General features: G+C 72.4%; 27 protein-coding genes. 19 read left to right on the top strand and 8 right to left on the bottom strand.

Annotated features, from left to right (window positions below):
• On the bottom strand, positions 1-1,063 hold a 1,063-nt coding region (locus tag KDL01_RS20545), incomplete at its 3' end, for a hypothetical protein (protein WP_212530168.1).
• Between the two features lie 387 nt (positions 1,064-1,450).
• Here KDL01_RS20545 and KDL01_RS20540 point away from each other — a divergent pair.
• The 6 genes from KDL01_RS20540 to KDL01_RS20515 all read left to right on the top strand — a co-directional run bounded on the left by KDL01_RS20540 (position 1,451) and on the right by KDL01_RS20515 (position 9,400).
• Positions 1,451-2,929 carry an MFS transporter gene (locus KDL01_RS20540; protein WP_212530167.1) on the top strand — a complete coding sequence of 493 codons (1,479 nt, stop codon included), beginning with the start codon at positions 1,451-1,453 and terminating at the stop codon, positions 2,927-2,929.
• On the top strand, positions 2,929-3,537 hold the full coding sequence (locus KDL01_RS20535) for a TetR/AcrR family transcriptional regulator (protein WP_212530166.1): 609 nt from the start codon (positions 2,929-2,931) through the stop codon (positions 3,535-3,537). Before KDL01_RS20540 ends, KDL01_RS20535 begins: the two co-directional genes overlap by 1 nt.
• Before the next feature lie 64 nt (positions 3,538-3,601).
• Complete coding sequence (locus KDL01_RS20530) at positions 3,602-4,531, top strand: aminoglycoside phosphotransferase family protein (RefSeq protein WP_212530165.1); 930 nt, start codon at positions 3,602-3,604, stop codon at positions 4,529-4,531.
• A 211-nt stretch (positions 4,532-4,742) separates the two neighbouring features.
• Complete coding sequence (locus KDL01_RS20525; RefSeq protein WP_212530164.1) at positions 4,743-7,817, top strand: putative bifunctional diguanylate cyclase/phosphodiesterase; 3,075 nt, start codon at positions 4,743-4,745, stop codon at positions 7,815-7,817.
• A complete protein-coding gene (locus KDL01_RS20520; protein ID WP_212530163.1) occupies positions 7,817-8,524 on the top strand; it encodes an SDR family oxidoreductase in 708 nt (235 codons plus the stop codon). Before KDL01_RS20525 ends, KDL01_RS20520 begins: the two co-directional genes overlap by 1 nt.
• Before the next feature lie 81 nt (positions 8,525-8,605).
• Complete coding sequence (locus tag KDL01_RS20515; RefSeq protein WP_212530162.1) at positions 8,606-9,400, top strand: hypothetical protein; 795 nt, start codon at positions 8,606-8,608, stop codon at positions 9,398-9,400.
• Here the strand turns inward: KDL01_RS20515 and KDL01_RS20510 are convergent.
• The 3 genes from KDL01_RS20510 to KDL01_RS20500 form a co-directional block, all read right to left on the bottom strand.
• Complete coding sequence (locus tag KDL01_RS20510) at positions 9,355-10,755, bottom strand: D-alanyl-D-alanine carboxypeptidase family protein (RefSeq protein WP_212530161.1); 1,401 nt, start codon at positions 10,753-10,755, stop codon at positions 9,355-9,357. The two genes, KDL01_RS20515 and KDL01_RS20510, sit on opposite strands and share 46 nt — an antisense overlap.
• A 133-nt stretch (positions 10,756-10,888) precedes the next feature.
• Positions 10,889-11,260 carry a VOC family protein gene (locus tag KDL01_RS20505; RefSeq protein WP_212530160.1) on the bottom strand — a complete coding sequence of 124 codons (372 nt, stop codon included), beginning with the start codon at positions 11,258-11,260 and terminating at the stop codon, positions 10,889-10,891.
• Between the two features lie 90 nt (positions 11,261-11,350).
• Positions 11,351-12,406, bottom strand: coding sequence for a hypothetical protein (locus KDL01_RS20500; RefSeq protein ID WP_212530159.1), 1,056 nt, complete (start codon positions 12,404-12,406; stop codon positions 11,351-11,353).
• A gap of 171 nt (positions 12,407-12,577) precedes the next feature.
• On the opposite strand from KDL01_RS20500, the gene KDL01_RS20495 reads away from it, so the two are divergent.
• The 3 genes from KDL01_RS20495 (at position 12,578) to KDL01_RS20485 (ending at position 15,169) form a co-directional block, all read left to right on the top strand.
• The gene (locus tag KDL01_RS20495) at positions 12,578-13,912 is read left to right on the top strand and encodes a DUF6924 domain-containing protein (protein WP_212530158.1); all 1,335 of its coding nucleotides are present in this window, start codon (positions 12,578-12,580) and stop codon (positions 13,910-13,912) included.
• Between the two features lie 67 nt (positions 13,913-13,979).
• Positions 13,980-14,504: a hypothetical protein gene (locus KDL01_RS20490; protein ID WP_212530157.1), complete on the top strand. Its 525-nt coding sequence runs from the start codon at positions 13,980-13,982 to the stop codon at positions 14,502-14,504.
• Positions 14,501-15,169 (top strand): HAD family hydrolase, encoded by a 669-nt coding sequence (locus tag KDL01_RS20485; protein ID WP_212530156.1) that lies wholly within the window; start codon positions 14,501-14,503, stop codon positions 15,167-15,169. The genes KDL01_RS20490 and KDL01_RS20485 overlap by 4 nt, the downstream gene beginning before the upstream one ends.
• 222 nt (positions 15,170-15,391) lie before the next feature.
• On the opposite strand, the gene pntB is transcribed toward KDL01_RS20485, so the two are convergent.
• The 4 genes from pntB to KDL01_RS20465 form a co-directional block, all read right to left on the bottom strand.
• Entirely contained in the window at positions 15,392-16,795 is a 1,404-nt protein-coding gene (gene pntB, locus KDL01_RS20480; protein WP_212530155.1) for a Re/Si-specific NAD(P)(+) transhydrogenase subunit beta, read from the bottom strand.
• A 3-nt stretch (positions 16,796-16,798) separates the two neighbouring features.
• Entirely contained in the window at positions 16,799-18,340 is a 1,542-nt protein-coding gene (locus KDL01_RS20475; protein ID WP_212530154.1) for a Re/Si-specific NAD(P)(+) transhydrogenase subunit alpha, read from the bottom strand.
• A gap of 148 nt (positions 18,341-18,488) precedes the next feature.
• On the bottom strand, positions 18,489-18,629 hold the full coding sequence (locus tag KDL01_RS20470; RefSeq protein ID WP_212530153.1) for an MYXO-CTERM sorting domain-containing protein: 141 nt from the start codon (positions 18,627-18,629) through the stop codon (positions 18,489-18,491).
• Positions 18,630-18,701: 72 nt separating this feature from the next.
• On the bottom strand, positions 18,702-19,607 hold the full coding sequence (locus tag KDL01_RS20465) for an HAD family hydrolase (protein WP_212530152.1): 906 nt from the start codon (positions 19,605-19,607) through the stop codon (positions 18,702-18,704).
• 361 nt (positions 19,608-19,968) lie between these two features.
• Between KDL01_RS20465 and KDL01_RS20460 the strand changes: the two genes are divergently transcribed.
• From KDL01_RS20460 to KDL01_RS20415, 10 genes are all read left to right on the top strand, one after another.
• Positions 19,969-20,466 (top strand): DUF4234 domain-containing protein, encoded by a 498-nt coding sequence (locus tag KDL01_RS20460; RefSeq protein WP_212530151.1) that lies wholly within the window; start codon positions 19,969-19,971, stop codon positions 20,464-20,466.
• Positions 20,467-20,696: 230 nt separating this feature from the next.
• Positions 20,697-21,557 carry an NAD(P)-dependent oxidoreductase gene (locus KDL01_RS20455; RefSeq protein ID WP_212530150.1) on the top strand — a complete coding sequence of 287 codons (861 nt, stop codon included), beginning with the start codon at positions 20,697-20,699 and terminating at the stop codon, positions 21,555-21,557.
• A 219-nt stretch (positions 21,558-21,776) separates the two neighbouring features.
• A complete protein-coding gene (locus KDL01_RS20450; protein WP_212530149.1) occupies positions 21,777-22,241 on the top strand; it encodes an ATP-binding protein in 465 nt (154 codons plus the stop codon).
• A gap of 142 nt (positions 22,242-22,383) precedes the next feature.
• Positions 22,384-23,004 carry a D-sedoheptulose-7-phosphate isomerase gene (locus KDL01_RS20445; RefSeq protein WP_246576723.1) on the top strand — a complete coding sequence of 207 codons (621 nt, stop codon included), beginning with the start codon at positions 22,384-22,386 and terminating at the stop codon, positions 23,002-23,004.
• Positions 23,001-23,255, top strand: coding sequence for a HypC/HybG/HupF family hydrogenase formation chaperone (locus KDL01_RS43600; protein ID WP_212530147.1), 255 nt, complete (start codon positions 23,001-23,003; stop codon positions 23,253-23,255). Before KDL01_RS20445 ends, KDL01_RS43600 begins: the two co-directional genes overlap by 4 nt.
• A 7-nt stretch (positions 23,256-23,262) precedes the next feature.
• Entirely contained in the window at positions 23,263-23,955 is a 693-nt protein-coding gene (locus KDL01_RS20435) for a D-sedoheptulose-7-phosphate isomerase (protein WP_212530146.1), read from the top strand.
• Positions 23,955-24,224, top strand: a complete 270-nt coding sequence (locus KDL01_RS20430) for a HypC/HybG/HupF family hydrogenase formation chaperone (RefSeq protein WP_212530145.1) — start codon at positions 23,955-23,957, stop codon at positions 24,222-24,224. Before KDL01_RS20435 ends, KDL01_RS20430 begins: the two co-directional genes overlap by 1 nt.
• Positions 24,225-24,244: 20 nt before the next feature.
• Complete coding sequence (hypD, locus tag KDL01_RS20425; protein ID WP_212530144.1) at positions 24,245-25,375, top strand: hydrogenase formation protein HypD; 1,131 nt, start codon at positions 24,245-24,247, stop codon at positions 25,373-25,375.
• A gap of 5 nt (positions 25,376-25,380) precedes the next feature.
• Entirely contained in the window at positions 25,381-26,517 is a 1,137-nt protein-coding gene (hypE, locus tag KDL01_RS20420) for a hydrogenase expression/formation protein HypE (RefSeq protein WP_212530169.1), read from the top strand.
• Positions 26,518-26,527: 10 nt separating this feature from the next.
• Positions 26,528-26,857 (top strand): hydrogenase maturation nickel metallochaperone HypA/HybF, encoded by a 330-nt coding sequence (locus tag KDL01_RS20415; RefSeq protein WP_212530143.1) that lies wholly within the window; start codon positions 26,528-26,530, stop codon positions 26,855-26,857.
• Positions 26,858-26,914 lie beyond the last annotated feature (57 nt).

Here is a 26,914-nt window from a genome sequence, read left to right as displayed (position 1 = left end):
GGGTGGTGGGGCAGGCGAGCGTCAGGGTCTGGCTCGCCGTCAGGTTCGTCGCGGTGTCGTCGGTCAGCAGGCGGCCGGAGACGACGTAGGTGCCGCAGGGGGCGCGGCGGCGCAGGATCAGGGACAGGTCGGCGGTCAGGTCCTCGCCGGGCCTGAGCGTGTCGCCCGAGAGCGCGACGTGCGCCGAGAACGTGCCCGTGCCCGCGGGCTCGAGCGGGAGCGGCCGGTTGTCGTCCAGCGCAATCAGGTCCCTGCGGTTGAGCGAGTCCGGCCCGGTGACGGTGAACAGGGCCGAGGTGTGCCGGAACTCGGGGCCGTCGGGATCGGAGCTGAAGCTCAGGGCGATCGGCGTGGGGGTGCGCCGGTCGAGGGTCGGCGGCGCGGTGATCGAGGCGTGGGCCGAGCCGGTGGTGGCGAAGTTGTAGGTGTCGCCGTCGATCGCGACGTTGTCCGTGTACGCGTTGAGCTCGGCCGCCCCGGTTCCCACGTTCAGGAACGCGGCGTTGACCTGGGACTGCGGCACGGCGTCGATGTAGTCGGCGAGGCTGTGGTCGGACCCCGCGGCGAAGTGGCCGAAGGCGCGCGAGGTACGCCACAGCGGGGCGTCGGCGTTGGTGAACGTCCGCCACTCGCCCGCCACCGCGCCGCCGGCGTTCTGGGGCTGGAAACTCAGGGTCGTGAACGTCGGCGAGCTCACCTGCAGCTGCAGGCTGACCCCGCTCGCGACGACGTTCGGGTCCGATCCGCGCGGGTCGACGTAGATCTGGTACGACAGCGGCTCGGCCTCGAGGTGCGCGAGCGAGGCGTCGAGCGGGAGCGCGAGCTGCGCCCGCTGGTCGGCCGCGGCGACCTGGAGGTGCGCGCTGCCGTCGAAGTGGATCGGGTCGGCGAGTGCGCCGATCTCGGCCACGTCCGTGTTGAACGGCGACACCACCCAGGACGTGCCCGCGGCGAGATCCGCCGGCCGGACCGTGACGTCCGCGGCGAACGCCGACGGTGCGCCGACTACGACACAGGACACTGCGACACCGAGGGCTGCGGCCAGACGGCCGGCCTGCTTCATGGAATGCTCCTCGCGGCGAATCGGCCCGCGCTCCGGACCGGCGAAAAGTAGGAAGGACATACCTGCAGGAGGACACTGCAACGCCGGGCGGTGAGGGCGGGGGACCGACACGCATAGTGAGGCTATGGTTCCCCCGTGTGGCGGATCGCTCTCGAAGGTGGCCGAGTGGGGTCGAAGGCAGGGGTGGGAGAAGGCGGGGGCGAGATGAGGGTGCGCGCCGAAGCAGACAGCAATAAATAAGCGGAGACGATTCTCCGCTTGTGTTATCCTCGGGCTATCCGGAGTTTGTTCTCCGCTTCGTTCTCGTCTCCGTCCTTCCACAGATCGGTCATCGGCGCCCGGCTGTCGGTCCGGTGCGGCCCCCGTTTCGATCCGTAAGGGAACGCCATGGCGTTAATCACCAGACGTCCGCACTACAACGTGACCTTCACCGTGCTGGTGGTCGCCGTGGGCGCCTACTCGCTGCTGCAGTCGATGATCGCGCCCGTGCTGCCGACGATTCAGTCGCACCTGCACAGCTCGGAGTCGGCCACCACCTGGCTGATGACCGGTTACCTGCTGGCCGCCTCCGTCGCCACGCCGATCCTCGGACGCATCGGCGACCTGGTGGGCAAGGAGAAGATGCTCGTCGTCACGCTGATCGGGCTGACGGCCGGATCGGCGCTCGCGGGCGTGTCGCACAGCATCGGGCTGATGATCGTGGCGCGGATCGTGCAGGGCACCGGCGGCGCGATGCTGCCGCTGTCCTTCGGCATCGTCCGGGACGAGTTCCCGGCCGCGAAGGTGCGCGGGGCCGTGGGCGTGATCGCGGCGCTGACCGCGGTCGGCGGCGGGCTCGGCCTCGTGCTGGCCGGGCCGATCGTGAGCCACATGGACTACCACTGGCTCTTCTGGTTCCCGATGATCGCCACCGCCGCGGCCGCCGTCGGCGCGTTCGTGTTCGTCCCCGAGTCCCCGGTGCGCGGCACCGGCGGCCTGAGCTGGCTCGGCGGCCTGCTGCTCTCGGCCTGGCTGATCACGCTGCTGCTCGCGGTGAGCAACGGGTCGAGCTGGGGCTGGGGCTCGACCGGGGTGATCGGCCTGTTCGTGGCCACGGCCGTGCTGATCCCGCTGTGGATCCTGGCCGAACTGCGCTCGCCGCACCCGCTGATCGACATGAAGATGATGCGGATACCGGCCGTGTGGACCGCCAACCTGGTCGGCCTGCTGTTCGGTGTGGTGATGTACACCTGTATGACCTTCCTGCCGCAGCTGCTGCAGACCCCGCACGCCGCGGCCGGCTACGGCTTCAGCGCGGACGTGACCAAGTCCGGCCTCTACCTGCTGCCGATGACCGTGACGATGTTCGCCGGCGGCGTGCTGGCCGGGCGGCTGTCCGGGCGCTTCGGCTCGAAGCCGGTCCTGTTCGTCGGCAGTGCGCTCAGCGTCCCGCCGTTCGTGCTGCTGGCGATCGCGCACGACCGGAGCTGGCAGATCGAGGTGGCCGTCGCCCTCATCGGCCTCGGCGTCGGCCTTGCCTTCTCCTCGATGTCCGCCCTCGTGGTCGAGGCCGTTTCGCCGGACCAGACCGGTGTGGCCTCCGGCATGAACGCCAACATCCGCACCATCGGCGGCGCGATCGGCGCCGGCGTCGGCGCCAGCCTGCTGGCCTCGGGCGTCAGCCCGGCCCACCCGCTGCCCGCGGACGCCGGCTACACCCACGTGTTCTGGCTGCTGTCCGGTTCCGCCGTGCTGGCCGCGATGGCTGCGATGATCGTGCCCAACGCCGCGCGCATCGCGTCGGCGCGCGGTCAGCTGCAGCCGGCCGTGCCGGAGCAGCTCCCGACCGACTGGGAGCGCGAGGTCGAACGGGAGATCGCCGACTGATGAGCAGCGAGCAGGCGCGACCGGAGGACGGCGAGCGGCCGCTGCGGCGCGACGCGGCGGAGAACCGGGAGCGCCTGCTGCGCGCGGCCTTCGACCTGTTCGCGGAGCAGGGTCCGGAGGTCGGGGTGAACGACATCGCCCGCCGCGCCGGGGTCGGCCCCGGCACCCTCTACCGCCGCTTCCCGACCAAGGAGGCGCTGATCGACGCGCTCTACGACATCGTCTTCGACGAGATCCTCGACACCGTCCACCAGGCGCTCGACTCGGAGGAGCCGGGCGAGGCGCTGGAACTGTGCCTGCGCCGCAGCGGCGAGATCATGGCCTCGCACCGCGGCTGCCTGGCCCGGCTGTGGACGGCGGCCCGTCCCGACGGCGCCGGCGACCGCGCGCCGGAGTGGTGGGCGGTGATGGACCGGATGCTGGAGCGGGCCCAGAGCGCCGGGCGGGTACGCCAGGACGTGACGGTGCAGGACGTGCGCGCGTGCCTGATCAGCGTCCGCTGCATTGTCGAGGAGACCGTCGCGGACAGCCCGGACCTGTGGCGCCGTCACCTCGACCTGCTGCTCGCCGGTCTGCGCCCGGCCGCGGTGACGCAGGCGGTCGGCTGACGTAGCGGCCGTCGCGGCGGATCCCGGGCAACCGCGGCCGCCGCGTGGCGCGTCTCGTCAAGGCATGATCGAGATCCCGGAGACGTTCGTCGGCGGCACGATCGCGCGCGAGGGGGAGCGGGGAGCGAGCTGGCTCGCCACCCTGCCGGAACTCGTCGCGGAGCTCATCGAACGCTGGGGGTGTGTGCCCGACGGCCCGGTCGTGCACGGTGGGGTCGGCGTGATCGTTCCGGTCCTGCGCGATCAGACCCCTGCTGTGCTGAAGGTCTCGTTCCCGCACCCGGGCAACGTCGCGGAACCGTTCGCGTTCGCGGCCTGGAGCGGACGCGGCGCCGTGCGGCTGTACGAGCGCGCCGACGAGTCCTTCGCGATGCTGCTCGAGCGGGCCGGCCCGCACACGCTGGCCGAGGTGCGCGACCACGACGAGATCGTGCGGACGGCCGGGCGGCTCGGCCGTCGGCTGGCCGTCCCGGCTCCGGCGTCGGCCGACCTGCCGCGGCTGCGCGAGCGGACCGGGGAGTGGGAGCGGACGCTGCGTCAGGGGGCCGCGGACTTCCCCGGCGCGCTCCCGAGCCGGGTCGTGGACGCCGCGCTGGCCACGGTGCGCGAGCTCGGCGACGATCAACCGGAGCTGATGGTCCACGGCGACCTGCACCCGCGCAACATCCTGGCCGGGCAGCGCGAGCCGTGGCTGGCCGTGGATCCCAAGGGGTACGTGGGGGATCCCGCCTACGACGGCGGTACGCTGCTCAAGTCGCTCGTGTTCGTCCTGCTCGAGGAGGGTGACCTGGGCCGGGCCCTGCTGCGTTCGACGGCCGTGTTCGCCGAGGCGGCGGAGCTCGATCCGGAGCGGGTGCGCCGCTGGGGCCAGTTCCACGCCGTGGACGGCGCGTACTGGGCGCGGCGATACGGGTTCCAGCACGCGCGCGGCGGGCCCGAGCTGGACCAGATCACCGCGCTGGCCGACCACCTCGCGCAGGTGCTCACGCCGTGACGACGCGGCGCCGCACCGCGGTTTCGGCGACGGGCTTCAGTACGTAGCCGTACGATCTGGAGTCGCGGCTCCGGACTCATCCATCTGGCAGACGCCGCTCACGCGCGGCCTGGGTGAGTCAGCCGGAGCGTGTTTTGATGTGTATATGGCATCGCGGCCGCCGGACGTCGGCGTGCGAAGTGACACGGGCGTCACCACGCTGCTGAGGGCCATGCGTGTGCTCCTCGCGGCGGGGTTGGTCGCGGCCGCGTTGTGCCTGCCCGACCACGTCGGTGCCGGGTGGACGATCTTCGGCACGGCCGCCGTGGTCGCGCTGTCCGTCGCGGTCTGGATCCACCCGCCCGCCTACCGCACCCCGCTGTACTGGGGCCTCGGCGCGCTGGTGTGCATGCTGGCGGCCCAGCTGTGTGTGCTGGCCGGGGTCAGATCCCACCCGCCGCGCGGCGCGTCCCTGGTCGACCTGTTCGTCTTCGCCGCCTGCGTGGCCGCCGCCGGAGTGCTGGCCGGGACCATCTCGCGGCGGGTGCGCGGCTGGGATCCCGGCTTCCTGCTCGACGTGACCATCGTGGTGGCCGGGGCGACCGCGACGATCTGGCTCTACCTCATCGCGCCCTACGTCGTGCACGATCCGGACCAACTCCTGCTCGCCCGGCTGACGCTGACGATGTATCCCGCCCTGAGCATGATCCTGATCGTGCTCACGGTGATGCTGGTGCGCGGGGCGGCCCAGACCAGCCGGGGCATCGCGGTCGTGGTCATGGGCGTGGCCGGACTCGTCTTCTCCAACGTGTTCATGCTGGTCACGCGGGTGAACGACGCCACGTCCCAGGGCTTTTGGACCAATGCCGCGGTGGCCGGGGCCGGCTGGATGTTCTTCCAGCTCTGCTGGGCGGCCGCCCCGCTGCACGTGCCGGGGCCGCGCTGCCCGAGCGCCGCCGGCCGCTGGCCGCGCCGGCCGATGACGGTGCGGCGGCTGGTCGTGCTGCTCGTGGTCGCGCTGGCCAACCCGGTCATCCTGAACATCCAGATCAGCCGCGGCCAGGTTGCCCCGCTCGGCCACTTCCCCGTGGTCGGCGGGGCGGTGTTCCTCGCGGTGATCGCGCGGCTGAGCTTCGTCGGGGCCGATCACCTGGACTCGGTGCGGCGGCTGAACACCTTGATCGAGGCTCAGCCGCGGATCTCCTCGGCGCCCTCGACCACGGAGCTGGCACAGGTGGCCGCCGAGATCGCCGGGAACCTGCTCGGCGGCCGCGGCGAGGCGAGCGTCATCCTGGTGACCGGCGGCAGGCTCAGCGTGGGGAGCTGGCACGAGCCGGAGGCGCTGCTGAAGCCCGACCCGGACCACTGGCGGACCATGGCCGTCACGTGGGGGCCGAACGAGCCGGGCGTGCCGCTCGAGCGGTTCCTCGGTCCCGAGGAGGTGGCCTACCGCGACGGGGTGGGCTCGGTCACCGCCCTGGCCTGCCCGATCCACACCGCGCGCTCCCGCGCCGAGGGCAGGCCGCCGGGGCTGCTCGTGGTGGCGGGCACCCGCGGGCGGGTGACCGACGCCGCCGATCCGCTCGCGCTGCTCGCCGCGCAGGTGGGCGAGAGCCTCGAACGCATCGGGGTGACCATGCGGATGGCCCGCAGCCACCTGCGCGCGATGACCGCAAGCGTGTCCGACGCGATCCTGGTCATCGACGACGAGGGGGTGGTGCGCTACGCCAACATCGCGGCCGAGGCGCTGTTCGGCGGCCGGGCCGGGCAGGGGCGCGAGCTGGCCGAGCTGGTCGGCCCCGAGCACGCGCGGGCCCTGGCGACGTCCGCCGACAACTCGACGCTGCGCTGGACGCTGCCCGGCGGGGACCACATCGTCGAGGCCGCCGTGGACGACCGGCGCGCCGACCCGACGGTCGAGGGCCTGGTGCTGACCCTGCGCGACGTGACCAAGCTGCACACGCTGGAGAACGAGCTGCGCCGGCGCGCCACCCACGACCAGGAGACCGGGCTGGAGAACAGGCTCGCCTTCACCACACACCTGGCCCAGGTCAGGGCGGGCGAGGGGACGGCGTTCGGAGTGCTCGCCGTCGCCGTGGACGACCTTCCCGAGATCACCGAGGAGTCCGGTGCGGACCACGCCAACCGGGTGCTCGACGAGTTCGCCCGCCGCCTGGTCGGCGTGTTCGGCCTGGAGCGGCCCGAGGTGGCCCGGGTGGACGCCGCCACGCTCGCGCTGCTGGTCGTCGGGACGCCCTCGCTGCCCTCGCCGGAGACACTGCTGGGGCGGGTGCGCGCGGTCGGGTCGCGGCCGCTGATCATCGCCGACCGGGCCGTGACCGTCTCGGTCAGCGCCGGCTTCGCCGCCTTCCCGGGCGACGGGCCGAGCGAGCAGGCGCTGGAGGACGCGCTGCTGGCCCTGCGCGCCGCCCAGCGCAACAGCCCGCGCGGGCTCGCCGCCTTCGACCCGGAGATGCGCGAGACCAGCCGGGAACAGGCCGAGATGCGCGCCGGACTGAACGAGGCGCTGAGCGACGGCGCGTTCTGGCTCGAGTACCAGCCCGTGGTCGACCTGGCCACCCGCCTGCCGCTGGGCGCCGAGGCGCTCATCCGCTGGCGCAAGCCCGACGGTACCCGGGTCAGGCCCGACGTGTTCGTGCCCTTCGCCGAGCAGACCGGCCAGATCGTGCCGATGGGGGCCTGGGTGCTGCGCCGGGCGCTACAGGACTACCTCAGCTGGCCGCGGCTCGGGCAGGGCGCCGACGGGAACGGCCGGCTGCGGGTGAACGTCAACGTCTCCCCGGTCCAGTTGCGCGAGCCGGACTTCCTCGGCCAGGTGCGCGCCCTGCTCGGCGAGACCGGCCTGCCGCCCGCCTCGCTCGTGCTCGAGGTCACCGAATCGGGGATCGTCGCGCAGGTGGAGACGCTGGTCCAAGCCCGCGCGCTCGGGGTCGGCGTGGCGATGGACGACTTCGGCACCGGATACTCCTCGCTCAGCTCGCTGCGCCGGCTGCCGATCTCCACAGTCAAGATCGACAAGGCCTTCGTGGACGGCATCGCCACCGATCCGGTGCAGTACGCCCTGGTCGAGGGGATCGTGCGGCTGGCCGACGAACTGGGCCTGACCACCGTCGCCGAAGGGGTGGAACTCGAGGAGCAGCACGCCCGGCTGCTCGCCGCCGGCTGCCGCTGCGGCCAGGGTTATCTCTACTCCCGCCCGCTCCCGGCCGCAGACTTCGAAGCCTGGCTGCGCGAGAGCGTCGAACCGTCCGAGCGTCCTGGACGTCAAGCTCCTGGAGGAACCTGATGAGGCATTACGTGATCACCGGCGCGGGCTCCGGGATCGGGCAGGCCGTGGCCGACCGGCTGCACCGGCGCGGCGACGCGCTGCACCTGCTGGCCCGCGGCCCGGAGTCGGCCGAGCGCGTGGCACACCGCTACCCCGGCGCCCGCACCGTGGTGGCCGACCTCGCCGAGCCGGCCACGCTGGCCGGCGCCGTGGCCGAGGCCGGCCTGCCGGAGCAGATCGACGGGCTGCTGCACGTCGCCGGGGTGCTGCGGCTCGGGCGGGTGGCCGAACTGGATGTGGCGCAGTGGCAGGCCAGCGTCATGGTCAACCTGGTCGCGCCCGCGGAGCTGACCCGGCTGCTGCTGCCCCGGCTGCGCCATCCCGGCGGCCACGTCGTGTTCGTCAACTCCGGCGCCGGCCTGCGCACCCAGCCGGAGTGGGCGGCGTACTCGGCGAGCAAGTTCGGCCTGCGCGCGCTCGCCGACGCCGTGCGGGAGGAGGAGGCGGGCACCGGCCTGCGGGTCACCACCGTCTACCCCGGCCGCACCGCCACCCCGATGCAGGAGAACGTGCACTGGCACGAGGGCCGCGCCTACGAGCCCGGCCGCTGGATCGACCCGGACACCGTCGCCACCGCCGTGCTGACCGCCCTCGACCTGCCCGCCGACGCGGAGATCAGCGACGTCACGGTCCGGGTCAGGCCGCAGCGCACGGACGGGTCGTGACAACGGGACCGGACCGCAGCGCAGCACCCTGACACGAAAAGGGTTACCCCGCGCCCGCACGGCTTTGACACCATGGCGGCCATGGCGGAACTGACGATCACCACCCTGGCCGAGCGCCCCGAGCTCATCGAGCGCGTCTACGACCTCGAAGACACCTGGCCGGCCTTCATGGGCGGCGACGCGCTGGCCAACGCGCTCTTCCACCGCGTGGCCGTGGACTTCCCGCAGTACTGCGTGATGGCCACGGACGCCGAGGGCACGCCCGTGGCGCGCGGCCGGTCCATCCCGTTCCAGTTCGGCGTTCCGCGCCGGGAGAAGCTGCCGGACGGCGGCTGGGACAGGGTGCTGACCTGGGCGTACAACGACCGGCAGTTCGGCAGGCAGGTCAACGCGGCCAGCGCGCTGGAGATCGCGATCGCGCCGGGCCACCTCGGCACCGGGCTGTCCTACCGCATGCTCGAGGCCCTGCGCGCCGCGGTGGCGGCCCAAGGCATCACGACGCTGGTCGCGCCGGTCCGCCCGAACGAGAAGCACCTCGTCCCGCACCTGCCGATGGCCGAGTACGCCGCCCTCACCCGCCCCGACGGCCTGCCCCGCGACGCCTGGCTGCGCGCCCACGTCCGCGTCGGCGCCGTGATCGAGAAGCTCGCCCCGGCCTCGATGGCGATCGTGGGCTCGCTCGAGCAGTGGCGCACCTGGACCGGCCTGCCGTTCGACACCGAGGGCGAGGTCCTCGTCCCCGGCGCCCTGGTCCCGGTCACCTGCCACCCGGCGCACGACTACGCGGCCTACGTCGAGCCGAACGTCTGGGTCCGGCACGACCTGGCGGATCAGTGCAGCGCGACGGTGCCGAGCAGCCTTCCGTTGGAGGCGTAGGCCTGCAGCACCGGCATCGCGGTGAAGCCGGTGATCTTGAGCGTGACCGGCTCGCCGGGCCAGGCGACGATGTTGAAGTTCTGGGCGGTGGTGAGGGTCTGGGCGGTGCCGTCGGAGCGGGTCAGGGTGGCCACGGCGGTGCCGGCGGGTATCAGGGTACGGGTGGTGATCTCGGCCTCGGCGCTCGCGATCAGGGCCTTGGCCGCGGCCATGCCCACGCCGAGTTCCTGGCCGCTCGGGGCGTCCTGGCCGAGGACGGCGCCGGTGATGGAGACGGGGCGGCCGTCGAGGGTGACGTCGGCGTTGAACAGCAGGCAGCCGCCGGCCTGGCTGGTGGAGCCGGTCTTGATGCCGTCCACGCCCTCGTAGCCGAGCAGGCTGTTGTAGTTCGTGATGGTGCCGGCGACCGGGATGCTCGCGCTGCTCTGGTCCACCAGGCCGGCGAAGTAGGAGATGAACATGGCGTTGCGGGCCAGCAGGATCTGGTCCGGCGCGGTGGAGCTGGAGCCCGGGTCGTAGCCGGAGGCGTCGGTGTAGTGGGTGTGGGTCATGCCGAGGGCGGCCGCCTGGGCGTTCATCTCGGCGACGAACTTCGTGTCGGTGGCGGTGCCGATGTCCCAGTGGGCCAGCACGTCGGCGATGTTGTCGGCGGAGGCGAGCATCAGGGCCTGGAGCGCCTCGTTCTCGGTCAGCTGCTCTCCGGCCTTGACCGGCACCGAGGACATGTTTTGGCTGACGTCGTAGTTGTACGCGGCCACGTCGGCGGCGGTGAGCGTGATCACAGGGCCCTGCTGCCCGGGGCTGAGCGGGTGGTCGCGCAGGATCAGATAGGCGGTCATCGTCTTGGTGACCGAGGCGATCGACTGCGCGGTGGTGACGGGTCCGTAGCTGCCGAGCGAGCCGTAGCCGTCCACGTCTATTCGGGCCTGGCCCTGCTTCGGCCAGGTCAGCGCGGACGCGCCGGGCACGGTCTGGTGGGCGCTGATCAGGAGTGTGGCCGGATGGGTGGCGGCCGTGGTGCTCGCCGTCGCCGAGGGCGAGGCGGATAGGGAGTCGGAGGCCGTGGCCGAGGGCACGCCCGAGCCGGTGTCGGTGACGTCGGTCGAGCCGGCGGTGGACCCGGACGCGGAGGCCGCCGCGGACGGGGCGGCGCTGTCGGTCGGCGTGGCGGAGGACGCGGCGAGCGCGGCGGCGGTGGGCGAGGTGGCCGGGCTCGGCGCGAGCAGCACCGCGCAGCCGACGACCACCGCGGCACCGGTGGCGGTCGCGATGACCGTGGAGCGCCGGCCGTGCCCGGGCTGCGGCGTCGGGGTGCGGCGGGCGTGCGCGGGCTGCGAGCTGGGCGGAGTCGACATCGGTGGGTGATCCTACGGGTCCGGGCACGCGCGGTGCGAATCAGGATACGGACGTGAGTCTGCGGAGCGGCGTGAGATCCAAGTGTAGGCGTATGGTGCGCGTCTGCGGCGTGGCCCGGACCGGGCCGGACTCTCAGTCCTCGGGCAGTTGGCAGACCGCCTCCACGTTGTGCCCGTCCGGGTCGCGGACGAAGGCGGCGAAGTAGTTCTCGTGGTACTCCGGCCACAGCCGCGGCGCGTTCAGGCTCTCGGCTCCGGCGGCGGTGGCGGCGGCGTGGAAGGCCTCGACCGCGGCCCGGTCGGGCGCGCTGAAGGCGACGTGGTGCTCGACGCCCGGCTGCGGGTCCGCGATCTGCGAGACCCAGAAGGACGGCTGGTCGGTGCCGTAGCCGATGACGGCGTCGAGTTCCATGAGGCGGCGGCCGCCGAGCGGGGCGAGTAAGGCGTCGTAGAAGGCCGCGCTCGTGCCCAGGTCGGCGACCTGGAGGGAGATGTGGTCGATCATGGCTCGAGTCTGCCAGCGGGTACGTCCGGCGCGCACCGTCCGTCGCCCGGCGTGTCCGCGGGTCGGCGTCCTGCGTCCGCGTGTCCTGTGTCAGGCCAGGGTCAGCGCCGTCACCAGCGCGCCGACGAGCAGTTCGCCGCCGAGCCCGATGCAGACGAGGGCGAGCAGCGCCTTGCGCCACACGGCCGGCTTGCGCACGGCGCTCAGGTCGAGGGCTGCGACGCTCCTGCCGCCGAGCGCGGCCTGCCAGCGGGCGTGTACGGCCCGCGCCTTGGCCTCGAAGTCGCCGTCCCACAGCAGGATGCCGACGCGCGGGGCGGACAGGCGTACGTCGCGGCCCGAGGCCTCGTGGACGACGAGGCGGGTGCCGTGCCAGGTGCGTTCGACCGCGATCGAGGTGATCTCGGTCCACGCGATCGTGCAGGGGCGCAGGCTGTGGACCTTGAGCGCCTCGTCCGTGAAGGACACGCCCGCGTGCAGGCTCACGTGCCACGCGGCCGTGAGGATCGCGACGAGGACCAGCACGGCCAGAACGGCGCTGAGACCGGTCGGGGCGGTGCCGTGGCCGTCGTTGTCGGCGACGCCGAAGGCGATGACGACGGTGGTCATGATCAGGTAGCCGAGGACCAGCAGGACCGGGAAGACCTGGGCGAAGGCCGGGCGGATCCGGGACCGGTGGCCCCACGCGCCGGTGCCGGTCCAGGTGTCGCGGCTCCAGCCCTGCGGCGCCGCGGCGGCGGACGGGTCGACAGTGCGGTGCTCCAGCCACCACTGCCCGATGGCGTGGAACTTCTCCTCGAACTGCTTGTCCCAGTTCAGAAAGCCGGTGACCGGCGCGCGCAGCTGGGTGCGCCGACCGTTCCTCTGGTAGATCGCGATGACGCGGCTGCCGAAGCGCTTCTGGATCTCGATGTACTCGACGTCGTCCCACGCGATCCGGCGCCGGCGCGGGCCGTGCCACGCGATCATCTCGTACGGGGTGAGGGTGGCTCCGGGCGTGTAACCCAGAACGATCATCTCGATCGCGAAGAACTCGCAGAAAGGCGACGTCGCGCCCCAGTTCCTGACGTGGTAGGACATGATCACCCAGGCCGCCGCCAAGATCGCGAAGGCGGCCCACATGGGCAGCTGTTGAGAGCGGGTCATGCGATATCGGACGGTGTCCGTTGTCCAGGCGCCCTGCGTGCTGCTCACCGTGAATTCCCCTCCACGCCCGCCACGGACGTGAGGGCAAGACAATGTAGATCCCGGCAGGTGGGCCGGGCAAGTGAATGAGCACCGGCCCCTTTGTCGGTGCCGGGTGCCAGGCTTGAGCCCATGAGCGAAACGGCATCGGACGGGTACGCGCTCGTGCTGCGGCCGGGGCAGGAGCTGAGCCGCCGCGCGGTCAGCTCTCCTTCGGGCGAGTACAGCGTCGTGCACCAGCACGACGGCAACGTGGTGGTGTACCGGAACGCGGACCGGTTCGTCGTGTGGGCGGCCGGGACGGATTTCCAGCGTGCGCCGGTGAATCCGGGGATCGTGCCCACCGACGCCCTCGACCGGGTGCACGGACTGCCCGGGCGGCTGGCGCTGGAGCGGGACGGCAACCTGGTGGTCTACTCCTCGGCCGGCGCGGCACTGTGGGCCAGCCACACCGCGGACCGGCAGGTCAGTGCCCTGATGATTCATGACCGGGGCCGGCTCGTGCTGAGATCCGAGCGCGGGACGATTCCGTGGTCGAGCAGCTATCCGCCGCCGCGCTGGGACGGCTGGAACCGCGTCGGCGACGGCAGGGTCCTGCGACGCGGCCAGTGCCTGCGCAACGCCTCGCTGGTCTCGGCCGACGGCGCGTACGTGTTCGTGGTGGGCGAGGGCGCCGGCGCGTTCCTGTGCCGCACCGACGGGCCGTTCCTGTGGGCGGTGAACCTCGGCAACGGCGAGGGCTTCGAACTCACCGAGGACGGACGGCTGGTCGCCCGCGCCGCCGACGGGCTCGAACGTCCCGCCGACGCGTTGGGCGTCTCCGCGTCGACGGCCGCGGAACTGGCCGCGCGCGGCGCCGCCCGGATGCTGGTGACCGACGACGGGCGGCTGGCCATCGCCGACGAGGCGGGCGAGATCCTGTGGGCTCTGGAGGCCCCGATCGTGCGCCGCACGATGCCCACGCCCACCACGCCGCTGCGCGCTCGACGCCCGCGCATCCCCCCGGGCGTGCCCAAGCTGCCCGTCGGCGAGGACGTACCGGTCATCCGCACGGACTTCTCCGATGACGAGGCCTGGCGGGACGCGCTGGCACGGGTGAGCGCGCGGTACGAGTGGCACGGCGACGAGCCGCTCTCGGTGGACGTGACGGCGATCGAGGACCGGCGTTACGCGGGCCTGACGGCCGCTCAGCTGGCGGTGCTGGTCCCGGCCGAGGCGGACTGGCCGATGCTCGTGGTCGCGGACGCGCAGACCATGGCCGCGCCCGCACGCCACCTGTTGTTGGTCGGCTTGGACGAGGACAGTCTGGGACCGACGGTCCGGGCCACCCCGGCCGCCGTCGTCGAGATCGCGATCAACCTGTGGATGGGCAACATGGACTGGGAGGACTTCGCGGGCGATCCCGACTACGACACGTACGACCCGGACGCGATCCTCACGGCCTCGGGCATCCCGGAGCCCGAATGACCGTTGCAGGACACTGAGCTTCGGTATTCGCCCCACCACCGTCGGTAGCCGCGCCTAGACTCGGGCCATGGCCGACTGGACAGGTATACGTGAGCGGGTTCTGGCGCTGCGGGAGGCGGATACGCAGCCGGTTTTCGGCGCCCGGGCGCACGGCTTCGAACTGGAGGATCCGCTTTCCGTGCAGGACCTGGCCGACCTCGGCCTCGCCGCCCAGCCCTTCCCCGGCCGGCTCGGCGCCGAACTGCTCGCCGCCTTGCACGCCGAGGTGCCCGACCAGGGCGACTTCCCGGACGCGGAGGCGTTCGCCAAGGCGATGGCAGCCTTCGAAGAGGAGAACGAGCAGGCGCTGGAGACCGCGTGGTCGCCCGAGCAGACCCGCGGCGCGCTGTGCCTGTGCCACAGCGGCTGCGCCCTGCGCAAGTGGCTCGTGCTGACCGGCCCGCAGCGCGGCACCATCTGGAACGACGACCGCGCCGACGACGCGGACCTGACCCCGCTGCTGCTGGACGGTGCACCCGCCACCTTCGAACGCTGGTACCTTCTCTGGCTCGAAGACGCGGAAACGAAGGCGAAGGCGGCACGGCAGGTATGACGCAGACCACGAAGGCACTCGTATTCGACCTCGACGGGACGCTCGCGGACACTCCCGCACTGATCACCGAGCTCATCTCGGGCGTCATGGCGGAGTTCGACCGCCACCCCACGCCGGAGGCGGTGCGCGCCACGGTGGGCCGCCCGCTGGAGGCCTCGCTCGCGAGCCTGCTCGGCACGACGGCGCAGGACCCGCGGACGGACGCGGCCGTACTGCGCTACCGCGAGCGCTACGAGAAGGAGGTGCTCACCTGGGGGCCGCAGCTGCTGTTCCCCGGAGTCGGCGAGGGCCTCGCCCGACTGCGCGAGGCCGGGTACCCGCTGGGCATCGCCACCTCGAAGATCCTGCGCAGCGCCCGGTCGCTGCTGGAGGTGACGGGCATCCGCGAGCACTTCGACGTGCTCGCCTGCCACGACCTCGTCACCCGCGGCAAGCCGGACCCGGAGATGGGGCAGCTCGCGCTGCGCGTCCTCGGCGCGAGCGCGGAGCGGTCCTGGTACGTGGGCGACACGTCCACGGACATGCAGATGGCCGTCGCCGCGGGGATGCACGCGCTGGGCGTCTCCTACGGGGTCGACGACGCACAGCAGCTGATCGCGGGCGGCGCCGAGCAGGTGGTGTCCTCCTTCGCCGAAGTGGTCGAGGTGCTGCTGGACGAGCGCTGACGGGCAGGTATCGACGTGCACTGCGCTGCTCGCCCGCTTCCCCGGGCTCTCGCTCGCCGTGCCGCCGCAGGCGCCGCCCCGGCGTCGCGCGAGGCTGATGAAGGGGCTCGAGTCGCTGCCGGTCCGCCTCGGCTGGGCGGCTGAGCGGCTGAGCGGAGTAAAGCGCCGCGCGGGGCACGCCCCTTTCGGAGCGTGCCCCGCGCGAGGTGGGAGGGTACGGGCTCAGATCGCCCGCAGCACCTCCTCCACCATGCTCTTGGCGTCGCCGAAGAGCATCTGGGCGTTGTCGCGGAAGAACAGCGGGTTCTGCACCCCGGCGTAGCCCGCGGCCATCGACCGCTTGAACACGACCACGTCCGCCGCCTCCCACACCCGCAGCACCGGCATGCCCGCGATGGGCGAGCCCGGGTCCTCGGCCGCGGACGGGTTGACGGTGTCGTTGGCGCCGATCACCAGCACCACCGAGGTCTCGGTGAAGTCGTCGTTGATCTCGTCCATCTCGAGCACGATGTCGTAGGGCACCTTGGCCTCGGCCAGCAGCACGTTCATATGGCCGGGCAGCCGCCCGGCCACCGGGTGGATGCCGAAGCGCACCTCGACTCCGCGCTCGCGCAGCTGCTTGGTGAGCTCGGCCACCGGGTACTGCGCCTGGGCGACCGCCATCCCGTAGCCGGGCGTGATCACGACCGACTTCGCGTTGGTCAGCAGCGAGGCGACCTCCTGCGCGGTGACCTCGCGGTAGTCGCCGTAGTCGGTGTCCGAACTCGTCGGCGCCTCGATGCCGAAGCCGCCGGCGATGACGGAGATGAACGAGCGGTTCATCGCCTGGCACATGATGTAGGACAGGTACGCGCCGGAGGAGCCGACCAGCGCGCCCGTGACGATCAGCAGGTTGTTGTTGAGCAGGAAGCCGGAGGCCGCGGCCGCCCAGCCGGAGTAGCTGTTGAGCATCGAGACCACCACCGGCATGTCGCCGCCGCCGATCGAGGCGACCAGGTGCCAGCCGAGCGCGAGCGCCACCGCCGTCACCGCGACCAGCAGGGCCAGGTTCGGCGAGGCCACGAACACCCCGGTGAGCACCGCGAACGCGGCCAGCGCGCCGAGGTTGAGGTAGTTCTTGCCCGGCAGCATCAGCGGCGCGGACTTGATCCGCGCGCTCAGCTTCAGGTTCGCCACGATCGAGCCGGTGAAGGTGACGGCGCCGATGAAGACGCCGATGAACACCTCGGCGTGGTGGATGTGCAGCAGGGACCCGGTGAACTCGGTCTGCGCGCTGTCGTGCTCGACCGAGTAGAACCCGTCCCAGCCGACCAGGACCGCGGCCAGACCCACGAAGCTGTGCAGCAGGGCGATGAGTTCCGGCATCCCGGTCATCGCCACGATCCGGGCGCGCCACAGTCCGATCGCCGCCCCGCACACCACCGCCACGACCAGCAGCGTCACGGCGATGGCGGCGGCGTTCTGCACGGCCACGCCGACGGTCGCGGCGAGCGCGATCGCCATGCCCGCGATGCCGAAGACGATGCCCTGGCGGGAGGTCTCGTGCCGGGAGAGCCCGGCCAGGGTCAGGATGAACAACAGGGCCGCGACGATGTACGCGGCCTCGGCGATGCTCTGCGCGGTCACGGGTCAGCCCTTCGAGAACATGCCGAGCATGCGGCGGGTCACGGCGAAACCGCCGAAGATGTTGATGGAGGCGAGCAGGATGGCCACGAACGAGAGCACCCGCACGATCGTGCTGTCGCTGCCGATCTGCAGCATCGCGCCCACCACGATGATCCCGGAGATCGCGTTGGTCACCGACATCAGCGGGGTGTGCAGCGCGTGGTGCACCTTCCCGATGACGTAGTAGCCGATCACGGTGGCGAGCATCAGGACCGTGAAGTGCTCCGGCAGCGGCTGCGGGGCGAACGCGTTGACCAGCCAGAGCGCGGCCACCCCGATCCCGGTCAGGGTCAGCTTCCGGGTGTTCGACATCTTCCGCTTCTCCGGCTTCACCGGCCTCGCCCCGGCCCCGGGCGCGAGCGCCGGCGCGGCCGAGACCTGCACCGGGGGCGGAGGCCAGAGCTTCTCGCCCCGGTGCACCACCGTGATGCCGCGCTGGACCACGTCCTCGAGGTCGAGCACCACCGCGCCGTCCTTGCCCGGGGTCAGCAGCTTCATCAGGTTCACCAGGTTGGTGCCGTAGAGCTGCGAGGCCTGCGCGGGCAGCCGGCCGGCCAGGTCGGTGTATCCGATGATGGTCACGCCGTTGTCGGTCACCACCACCTCCCCGGCCCGGGTGCCGGCCACGTTGCCGCCCTGCGCCGCCGCCATGTCCACGATGACGCTGCCCGAGCGCATCGAGGCCACCATCTCGGCGGTGATCAGGAGCGGCGCGGGCCGGCCCGGGATCAGCGCCGTGGTGACGATGATGTCCACCTCCGGCGCCTGCGCGGCGTAGAGCCGGGCGGCCAGGGTGTTGTAGTCCTCGGACATCTCCTTGGCGTAGCCGCTCGCGCTCACCTCGGCCTCGGCCGACTGCACCGCGAGGAACTCCCCGCCCAGCGACTTGACCTGGTCGGCCACCTCGGGGCGCGGGTCGGTGGCGCGTACTATCGCGCCGAGGCTGCTGGCGGCGCCGATGGCCGCGAGCCCGGCCACCCCGGCCCCGGCCACCAGCACCGTGGCCGGCGGCACCTTGCCCGCGGCGGTGACCTGGCCGGTGAAGAAGCGCCCGAACACGTGCGCCGCCTCGATCACGGCGCGGTATCCGGCGATGTTGGCCATGGAGCTGAGCACGTCCAGGGACTGCGCACGGGAGATGCGCGGCACCGCGTCCATCGCCAGCACGGTGACGGGCTTGGCCGCGAGCGCCTCGACCAGGTCCGGGTTGAGGCCGGGGGCGAGCAGGGAGACCAGCGTGAGTCCCTCGTGCATCCCCTCGATCTCGGCCGCGTCCGGCGCGTTCACCTTCAGGACGACGTCGGCGGCCCAGACCTCGTCCTGGCCGCCGACCCGCGCTCCGGCCGCGGCGTAGGCCTCGTCCGGGAAGGTCGAGAGCGCTCCCGCGTCTTGTTCGATGATCACTTCGTATCCGAGGGCGCGCAACTGCTCCACGGTCCGCGGAGTCGCCGCCACGCGTGTCTCGCCGACCAGGCGTTCTCGCGGAACTCCGATGTGCGTGTTCATGGTTCGAGCTCTCCTCAGCGGGTCTCGATCGTGTCCTGCCATGGGTCGAACGCGGCAGGGCTGCCGACAGCACCTTAGGAAACCGCAGGACGTCCGTCCAAGACTTGTTTTTGGATCCGTCATGCCGTAAGCCGGGCGCGTCGGGGGTTCAGCGCCGCCGGCGCCGCAGCACCGCGACGGCGATCACCGCCACCAGGGCGATGAAGATGAGCGATCCGGTCACCTCCGCCGCGCCGCTGTACTGCGGCACCGGGCCGGTCGTTTCGGCGAGAGCGGGTACGGTGGCCAAGATCGGCTCATTCCCGGTGCGTCGGTCGTGAAGGTGCGGGGTTAGGGCGCAACGCTAATCCCAGCGGCGCTGCTATGACTCGGCCGGGGTCGGGTCGAGGTGTACCGGCCGCTCGAGGTGCCCGGCCAGCGGGGCGCCGAGGGCGGCCAGGGCGCGGATCCGGTGGGCCACGGCGTCGGTCGCGTGGTCGCCCAGGACCGCGGTGGCGGCGGCGCGGACCTCGGGGTGGGCGTTGCCGACGGCGTAGCCCTCGTCGGCGGCGGCGAACATCGGCAGGTCGTTGAGATTGTCGCCGAAGCACACCAGCCGGTCGGCGCCGGTCAGGGCCTTGAGGGTGCGGGCCGCCTCGCCCTTGTGCGCGCGGTGTTCGCAGATCTCGAGCCAGTGGTATCCGAGGACGTGGATGTCGGGGGAGTAGTGGCAGTGCACGTCCGCGCGGGCGCGCCAGGCCTCGTGCACGGCCTCGAGCCGCCCGGCCGTGTCCACCGCGTTGACCGCGACGATCGTCTCCGCGCACGCTGCGGTCAGGTCGGCCACCCGCCGGAAGCGGCGGTCGCCGCCGGTGAGCCGTTCGACCAGGTACTCCTGTACGCAGGGGTTGAACGCACCCTGATAGTAGACGTGCTCCTCGCCCGCCGCGTCGACCGTGTAGACCAGCGGGCTCAGATCGCGCCGGAGGTAGTCCTCGAGCAGGGCGGCGGCGGTCTCGGCCGGCAGCGGGAAGCCGCCCTGGATCGGGCCTCCGTGCAGATCGGCGAGGTAGCCGCCGTTGAGGAACGCGACCGGCAGCCGCAGATCCACCCCGGCCAGCGCGCGTCGGGTGGACTCGCGGGCCCGCGCCGTGGCCGCGGTGATCAGCACTCCGGCCCCGATCAGGTCATTGAGGATCGCGGCGGACGCGGGGCTGACCGTGAGGTCGTCGCCCAGCAGCGTGCCGTCGAGGTCGGTGAGGTAGAGCACCCGCGCGGAGTAGGCCATGTCGCCATGATCGCCTGCCCCGCGGGCCGGATCAAGGGGATGCGGCCGGAATCAGGGGCATGCGATGCGCACAGACCTGCGGCCCAAGGGCGAACGCCCAGTGGCGGTTTGGTCACAATCCGATGGAGCGACGGGTACGACGGGCCGAGTTGCCGGATGCTGGAAACGTGGGGGTTCGAGCGCATCTCTGAGCGGCCGGCGGGATCGCCGGCGGTGATCGGAAACGGCCGGTGCGACGGCCGTTTCATCGCCGAAGTCGTGGGGTGCGGGAAGGCGGCGCGGCGCTGAAACGCGCCCGCTTCCCGTATGCGCGAACACTTGCGTGGTGCACGCGTCATTCCGCTGAGATTGAAAGGTTGAGATGTCCGGAGAATATTCGCAGCAGTACTATCCGGGAGGGGCCCAGCAGCCCCAGGACGCCCAGGGGGCCGACGCCCCGTACGCGGGGCCGCCGCCGGTGGGGGCGCAGATGAAGAAGCGCAACGTCTTCGCCGTGTGGATCGGCCTGCCGCTGATCACCCTGGGCATCTACTCGCTCTACTGGTACTACGCCATCCACGCCGAGATGAAGCGGCTCGACCCGCGGGCGCCGATCAACCCGACCGGGTCGCTGCTGACGGTCATGTTCGGCTGGATCGCCTGCTTCATCCCGCCGCTGGTCTCGTACTACAACACCGGCACCCGGATCGCCAACGCCCAGCGCGCGGCCGGCCTGCCGCAGACCTGCGCTCCCGCGCTCGGCCTGATCCTCAACGTCTTCTTCGGCGTCGGCGCGCTCTACTACCAGAGCGAGCTCAACAAGGTCACCGCGCACTACGGCGACGTGCCCGCGGGCACCCCGGTGCAGCTCGCCCTGTAGGGCGGGGAAAGGCCTGCGCGAGGGCGCGACCCGGCGGTGGGCCGGGCCGCGCCCTCGCGCCGTTCCAGGTGCCGTTCGAGTCGCCCGAGTTGCGCTCCGCCGCCCGCCGTCGTCCGATGAGGACTGACCCTGTAGATCGCGGCTTGCTCGGCCAGGCAACCTTGGGGACGAAGACCGTGTCCCCAAGGGCCTCGCCGCGCCGCGATGGAACTGACGCAAGGAGGCGGCTCATGACGACGGTGGCGGTGCTGGGCACGGGGCTGATGGGGGCCGGGATGGCGCGGAGCCTGGCCCGGGCCGGGCTGCGGGTGCGGGTGTGGAACCGCACGGCGCAGCGGGCGCGGGCGCTCGCCGGGGACGGGATCGAGGCCGTCGAGGACCCGCGTGCGGCCGTGCAGGGCGCCGACGTCGTCGTGACCATGCTCTTCGACGCCGACGCGGTGGAGCAGGTGATGGGCCCGGTGCTCGAGACCCTGGATCCGCGGGCGGTGTGGGCGCAGTGCGCGACGGTGGGCATCGAGGCCACCGAACACCTCGCCCGGGTGGCCGAGAGCCGCGGCGTGGCCTTCGTCGACGCGCCGGTGCTCGGCACCCGGGCGCCCGCCGAGAACGGGCAGCTGATCGTGGTGGCCGGCGGTCCGCCCGCGGCGCGCGAGCGCGTCGCCGAGGTCTTCGACGCCATCGGTTCGCGCACGGTCTGGGTCGGTGAGCGGCCGGGCGACGGGCACCGGCTCAAGCTCACCCTCAACGCCTGGGTCCTGTCGGTCACGGCCGCCACCGCTCAGAGCGTGGGCCTGGCCCGACGCCTCGGCGTCGAGCCCCGGCTGTTCCTCGAGACCATCGCCGGCGGCCCGACGGACTGCGCCTACGCGCAGCTCAAGGGCGCGGCGATGATCGCGGGCGACTTCGCCCCCTCCTTCACCCTGGCCGGGGCGACGAAGGACGCGGCGCTGATTGAGCGGGCGACGAGTGACGCGGGCGGCGAGGCGCGGCTGATGGGAGCGCTGCGCGGCTGCTTCGAGGCCGCGACTCGCGACGCCGGGGACCCGGCCGAGCTGGACATGGCCGCGGTGGTGCGCGCGTTCGCCTGAGCCCGTCCGGGAGCGGCCGTCCGGGAGCAGCGCCGTCCGGTAGCAGCGTCGGGCGCCGGCCGAAAGCGCCCGAAAGAGTGGTATCGACGCCTCTTTCCCCATAGTCACGTTTTGTTCCGTGCGGTACCGGTTATCCCTCGGCACCGCACCCGAGCGCACGTGGGCTCACGGCCCACCCGCTCGCGCTCGGGCGCACCGCGCAGCCGAGGAGGCCGTTGTATGCAGACTGGTGGCCACGACGGATCGGCCCGTACCCTGGCGGCGCCGCGCGGCGCCGGCCCGGCGCCCGACCTGCTGGCCGAGCTGACCCTCTGCGCCGACGCCGACTCGCTGGGCCTGGCCCGGCTGGCCACCCTGCACGTGGCCGGGCTGCTCGGAGTGCCGGTGGGCAGGCTGGCCGAGCTGCGGCTGGCGGTGAACGAGGCGTGCGCGCTGCTGTTCCACGCCCCGGCGAGCGCGGTGGCCGAGGGGGTGGGCGCCGCGGCCTTCCTGCACCTGCGCTTCGAGCGGCAGCGCGGCCGGCTGTGCATCACGGTGCGGGGTTCGGCGCCCTATCGCAGCCCTCATCCGGAGGAGATCGGCTGGATCCTGCTGCGGGCCCTGGTGGACGAGGTCCGGATGGACACGGCCGGCGGGATCACGACCCTGACGCTGTGCGAACCGCTGCCGCAGCCCCCGAGATGACGGGCCGTCATGCGATCGCTGGGCTCAATGGGTGAACTTGGTGCCGACCACCCCGACCAGAGCGTTTAGCCCCGGCGGATCCGGCAACTCCAGCGTCCGACCCGATCCGCAGCCCGATCGACCGAACGGAACCGCCGTGACGCTGGACGCCGAGACCGCACCGCCCGCGGTCAGCGCGATCTTCGAGCAGCGCACGGCTCCGCTGCTCGCCCTCGCCGACCAGGCGCGGGACCTCGCCGCGGCGGCGCACGCGGTGGCCGCCCGGTTCCGCAGCGGCGGCAAGCTGATCGTGTTCGGCAACGGCGGCGCCAGCACCGACGCGCAGCACATCGCGGTGGAGTTCGTCCACCCGGTGATCGTCGGCAAGCGCGCGCTCCCGGCCGTCTCGCTCACCTCCGACATCGCCACCGTGACCGGCATCGCCGAGCGCCACGGCCTGGCCGAGGTGTTCGCCCATCAGCTCAACCTGCTCGCCGATCCGGGCGACATCGCCCTGGGCATCTCCCCGGACGGGGACTGCGCCAACGTGCTGCGAGGCCTGATCCACGCCCGCGGCCACGGACTGCTCACACTCGCCCTGCTCGGCGGGGACGGCGGCGCCGTCGCGGCCCGCGGCGCCGCCGAGCACGTCCTGCTGGCCCGCTCGAGCGACCCCCGCGTGATCAAGGAGGTGCACGTGACGGCGTATCACATCCTGTGGGAGCTGGTGCACCTGTTCCTCGAACATCCCGGCGCGCTCAACCCCGGGCGGGTGACCCGGTGACCCGCATCGACGACCCCTGCGCCCACGACTCGTGCATCACCTGCGCGGACACCGCCGTCGCCGTCACCGTGCTCGAACTGCTGGACGACGCCCTGGCCCTGGTCGAGGTCGGCGAGGGCCGACGCGAGACCGTGAGCGTCGGACTGGTCCGGGCGGACGCCGGGGACACCGTGCTGGTCCACGCGGGCGAGGCCATCGCCGTCCTGCCGCGGCCGTCCGGCGCATCCGTGATCTCAGAGTCAGAGGGCTGAGGCAGCGATGACCGCGACCGACCTCGTTGCGCTCTACCCCTTCCTCTACGCGTCCGACGGGGAGCTCGACGTCCTGCTGGACGCGGCGGTGCGCTCCACCGTGGCCAAGACCGCGGAGATCACCGAGCTGCGCGCCGAGCTCGCCCGACGCCAGGGTGCCCGGCTCGAGCTGTGCGCCCGGCAGCTGGCCGAGCGGTTCGCCGCGGGCGGACGGCTGCTGGTGTTCGGCAACGGCGGCAGCTCGACCGACGCGCAGGAGCTGGCCACGCTCTTCCTGCACCCCGACGGCGAACACCCGGCGCTGCCCGCCTTCGCGCTGTCCAACGACATCGCCGTGATGACGGCCCTGTCCAACGACGTCGGGTTCGACGTCGCCTTCTCCCGCCAGATCGCCGCGTTCGGCCGGTCCGCGGACATCGCGGTGGGCATCTCCACCAGTGGCAACTCGGCGAACCTGCTGCTCGCCTTCGAGGAGGCGGCCCGCAGGGGGCTGATGACCGTCGGCATCGCCGGGTACGACGGCGGCCGGATGGCGCAGCTGGCCGAGCTCGAGCACCTCTTCGTCGTCCCCTCCGCCTCGGTGCACCGGGTGCAGGAGGCGCAGACCACGCTCTACCACGCCCTGTGGGAGCTGACCGTCGCAGCCTTCGCCGGCCGCCACCCCGTCCCAGAACCCTTCGACCCCCGCGGGAGCGACTGATGTGCCTGGCGATTCCCGGCGAGGTGGTCGAGGTCGGCGTGGGCCGGCCCGAGCTGGCGCGGGTCGAGGTGAGCGGAGTGCGCCGGACGGTGAACGTCGGGCTGCTCGCCGTGCCGCCGGCCCCCGGTGACTGGGTGCTGATCCACGTCGGCTTCGCGCTGTCCGTGGTGGACGAGGCCGAGGCCCGCGCGACGCTCGCACTGCTCGAGGAGCTCGGGCAGGCGTACGAGGACGAGCTGGCCGCCCTGGCCGGTTCGAGGATCGACTAGGAACGGGCACGGGCCGCAGGATGCGATTCGTCGACGAGTACCGCGACGCCGAGACGGCACGGGCGCTGGCCGCCCGGATCTCCGCGCTGTGCGAGCCGGGGCGCCGGTACACGTTCATGGAGGTGTGCGGCGGGCACACCCACACGATCTACCAGCACGGCATCGAGGACTACCTGCCCGAGCAGATCACGCTGGTGCACGGGCCCGGCTGCCCGGTCTGCGTGATCCCGATGGGCCGGGTGGACGACGCGATCCACCTCGCCCGCCAGCCCGACGTGCTGATGACCTCGTTCGGCGACATGATGCGGGTGCCCGGCGGAGACGGGAGCTTCTTCGACTCCAACGCCGAGGGCACCGACATCCGGATGGTCTACTCGCCCCTGGACGCGCTCAACCTGGCCCGGGCCAACCCGGACCGGCAGGTCGTGTTCATGGCCATCGGCTTCGAGACCACGGCCCCCTCGACCGCGATGACGCTGCTGCGCGCGGCCGCGGAGGACCTGCGCAACTTCTCCGTGTTCTGCAACCACGTCACCATCGTGCCCGCCATCAAGGCCATCCTGGACTCCCCGGACTTGCGCCTGGACGGCTTCCTCGGCCCCGGCCACGTCTCGACCGTGATCGGCTGCCGCCCATACGAGTTCATCGCCCGGGAGTACGGCAAGCCGGTGGTGGTGGCCGGATTCGAACCGCTCGACATCCTGGAGTCCATCCACCGGCTGATGCTCCAGCTGCGCGAGGGCCGGGCCGAGGTGGAGAACCAGTACGCGCGCGTCGTGCCCTGGGACGGCAATCCGGTGGCGCTGCGGGCGATCGGCGAGACGATGCGGCTGCGGCCGCACTTCGAGTGGCGCGGCCTCGGCTTCATCTCGCACTCCGCGCTGCGGCTGCGCGAGGAGTACGCCCGCTTCGACGCCGAGGAGCGGTTCGAGGTGCCGGGCGTGCGGGTGGCCGACCCCAAGGCCTGTCAGTGCGGCGAGGTGCTCAAGGGCGTGCTCAAACCGTGGGAGTGCAAGGTCTTCGGCACCGCGTGCACCCCGGAGACGCCGATCGGCACCTGCATGGTCTCGCCGGAGGGCGCCTGCGCCGCGTACTACAACTTCGGCCGCTTCACCCGCACCCGGGTGCGCGAGGCGGTGGCCGGGCGATGAGCGAGATGAGGCAGAGCACGCAGATCCCCGGCCAGGACGCGCGCACCGAGGACGTACGGGAGCAGCCCGACGGACGCGAGCAGGCCGTGCTGGCCCGGATCGACCGGGCCCGCCGCGCGCGGGCCCGGGTGCGCGAGGAGCGGGTCACGCTCGCCCACGGCGCCGGCGGCAAGGCTACGCACACGCTCATCGAGGCGGTCTTCCTCGAGGCCTTCCGCAACCCGCTGCTGGAATCGATGGACGACGCCGCGCAGCTGCGGCTCGGCGACGGCGCGCTGGCCCTGACCACCGACTCCTTCGTGGTCTCGCCGCTGTTCTTCCCCGGCGGGGACATCGGCGACCTCGCGGTCAACGGCACCGTCAACGACCTCGCCGTCTCCGGCGCGACGCCGCGCTACCTGTCCGCCGGGTTCATCCTCGAAGAGGGCTTCCCGATCGCCGACCTCACCCGGATCGTCGCCTCCATGGCGGACGCGGCCCGCGCGGCCGGGGTGGAGATCGTCACCGGCGACACCAAGGTGGTGCAGCGCGGCAAGGCGGACGGCTGCTACATCAACACCGCCGGGGTCGGCGTGCCGCGCCGGGCGCCGGGCGCGCTCGGCCTGGCCACGGTCCGTCCCGGCGACGCCGTGCTGGTCTCCGGACCCGTCGGCGAACACGGCATCACGATCATGCTCGCGCGCGGCGGCCTCGACCTCGAGGCCGACCTGGTCTCGGACACCGCGCCGGTGCACGGCCTGGTGGCCGGGCTGCTCGACGCGGTGCCGGGCGTGCGCGCGATGCGCGACGCCACCCGCGGCGGCGTCGCCACCGTGCTCAACGAGATCGCGGCGGCCGCGGACGTCGCGGTCGTGGTGGAACAGGACGCGGTGCCGGTGCTGCCGCAGGTGCGCGGCGCCTGCGAACTGCTCGGCATCGATCCGCTGTACGTGGCCTGCGAAGGCCGGATCGTCGTGGTCGTCGACGGCGAGCAGGCCCAGGACGCGCTCGCCGCGCTGCGCGCCCACCCGCTGGGCGCGCAGGCCGCGGTGATCGGCCGGGTGGCCGCGGACCCGCCCGGCCTCGTGCTGCTCTCCACCGCGTTCGGCGGCACCCGCATCGTGGACATGCTGGTCGGCGACCCGCTGCCGCGGATCTGCTGAGGCGCGGGCCATGCACGAACTGTCGATCACCCAGTCCGTGGTGGACGCCGTCGTCGAACGCTTCGAGGGCGGGCTCATCCGCGGCGTGCGGCTGGAGATCGGACGGCTGTCCGGAGTGCTGCCGGACGCGGTCCGGTTCTGCTTCGACGTGGTGGCCGCGGGCACGGCGGCCGAGGGCGCCCGGCTGGAGATCGAGGAGCCGGCGGGCCGGGTGCGCTGCCGGGACTGTACGGAGGAATTCGAACTCGAAGACCTGATCCCGCTGTGCCGCTGCGGCAGCGCCCGAGTCGAGGTGCTGGCCGGAGCGGAGCTGCGGATCCTGTCGGTGGAGGTGGCCTGACCCATGTGCGGAACCTGCGACTGCTCGCGGACGGACGGCGCTGCGGCGGGGGAGGGG

This window comes from Actinospica durhamensis, from assembly GCF_018139695.1.
Taxonomy (GTDB): Bacteria; Actinomycetota; Actinomycetes; order Streptomycetales; family Catenulisporaceae; genus Actinospica; species Actinospica durhamensis.
This window is presented reverse-complemented; position numbering and strand designations above follow the sequence as displayed.

What these genes read in the sequence shown, in the direction of transcription:
- KDL01_RS20500 (WP_212530159.1), bottom strand. Translation starts at nt 12,406, where the DNA reads ATGACCCGCTCTCAACAGCTGCCCATGTGGGCCGCCTTCGCGATCTTG.
- KDL01_RS20490 (WP_212530157.1), top strand. Translation starts at nt 13,980, where the DNA reads ATGGCCGACTGGACAGGTATACGTGAGCGGGTTCTGGCGCTGCGGGAG.
- KDL01_RS20505 (WP_212530160.1), bottom strand. Translation starts at nt 11,260, where the DNA reads ATGATCGACCACATCTCCCTCCAGGTCGCCGACCTGGGCACGAGCGCG.
- KDL01_RS20450 (WP_212530149.1), top strand. Translation starts at nt 21,777, where the DNA reads ATGCAGACTGGTGGCCACGACGGATCGGCCCGTACCCTGGCGGCGCCG.
- KDL01_RS20430 (WP_212530145.1), top strand. Translation starts at nt 23,955, where the DNA reads ATGTGCCTGGCGATTCCCGGCGAGGTGGTCGAGGTCGGCGTGGGCCGG.
- KDL01_RS20465 (WP_212530152.1), bottom strand. Translation starts at nt 19,607, where the DNA reads ATGGCCTACTCCGCGCGGGTGCTCTACCTCACCGACCTCGACGGCACG.
- KDL01_RS20460 (WP_212530151.1), top strand. Translation starts at nt 19,969, where the DNA reads ATGTCCGGAGAATATTCGCAGCAGTACTATCCGGGAGGGGCCCAGCAG.
- KDL01_RS20520 (WP_212530163.1), top strand. Translation starts at nt 7,817, where the DNA reads ATGAGGCATTACGTGATCACCGGCGCGGGCTCCGGGATCGGGCAGGCC.
- KDL01_RS20535 (WP_212530166.1), top strand. Translation starts at nt 2,929, where the DNA reads ATGAGCAGCGAGCAGGCGCGACCGGAGGACGGCGAGCGGCCGCTGCGG.
- KDL01_RS20530 (WP_212530165.1), top strand. Translation starts at nt 3,602, where the DNA reads ATGATCGAGATCCCGGAGACGTTCGTCGGCGGCACGATCGCGCGCGAG.
- KDL01_RS20515 (WP_212530162.1), top strand. Translation starts at nt 8,606, where the DNA reads ATGGCGGAACTGACGATCACCACCCTGGCCGAGCGCCCCGAGCTCATC.
- KDL01_RS20415 (WP_212530143.1), top strand. Translation starts at nt 26,528, where the DNA reads ATGCACGAACTGTCGATCACCCAGTCCGTGGTGGACGCCGTCGTCGAA.
- hypD (WP_212530144.1), top strand. Translation starts at nt 24,245, where the DNA reads ATGCGATTCGTCGACGAGTACCGCGACGCCGAGACGGCACGGGCGCTG.
- KDL01_RS20510 (WP_212530161.1), bottom strand. Translation starts at nt 10,755, where the DNA reads ATGTCGACTCCGCCCAGCTCGCAGCCCGCGCACGCCCGCCGCACCCCG.
- hypE (WP_212530169.1), top strand. Translation starts at nt 25,381, where the DNA reads ATGAGGCAGAGCACGCAGATCCCCGGCCAGGACGCGCGCACCGAGGAC.
- KDL01_RS20525 (WP_212530164.1), top strand. Translation starts at nt 4,743, where the DNA reads ATGCGTGTGCTCCTCGCGGCGGGGTTGGTCGCGGCCGCGTTGTGCCTG.
- KDL01_RS20495 (WP_212530158.1), top strand. Translation starts at nt 12,578, where the DNA reads ATGAGCGAAACGGCATCGGACGGGTACGCGCTCGTGCTGCGGCCGGGG.
- KDL01_RS20475 (WP_212530154.1), bottom strand. Translation starts at nt 18,340, where the DNA reads ATGAACACGCACATCGGAGTTCCGCGAGAACGCCTGGTCGGCGAGACA.
- KDL01_RS20485 (WP_212530156.1), top strand. Translation starts at nt 14,501, where the DNA reads ATGACGCAGACCACGAAGGCACTCGTATTCGACCTCGACGGGACGCTC.
- KDL01_RS20540 (WP_212530167.1), top strand. Translation starts at nt 1,451, where the DNA reads ATGGCGTTAATCACCAGACGTCCGCACTACAACGTGACCTTCACCGTG.
- KDL01_RS20435 (WP_212530146.1), top strand. Translation starts at nt 23,263, where the DNA reads ATGACCGCGACCGACCTCGTTGCGCTCTACCCCTTCCTCTACGCGTCC.
- KDL01_RS20455 (WP_212530150.1), top strand. Translation starts at nt 20,697, where the DNA reads ATGACGACGGTGGCGGTGCTGGGCACGGGGCTGATGGGGGCCGGGATG.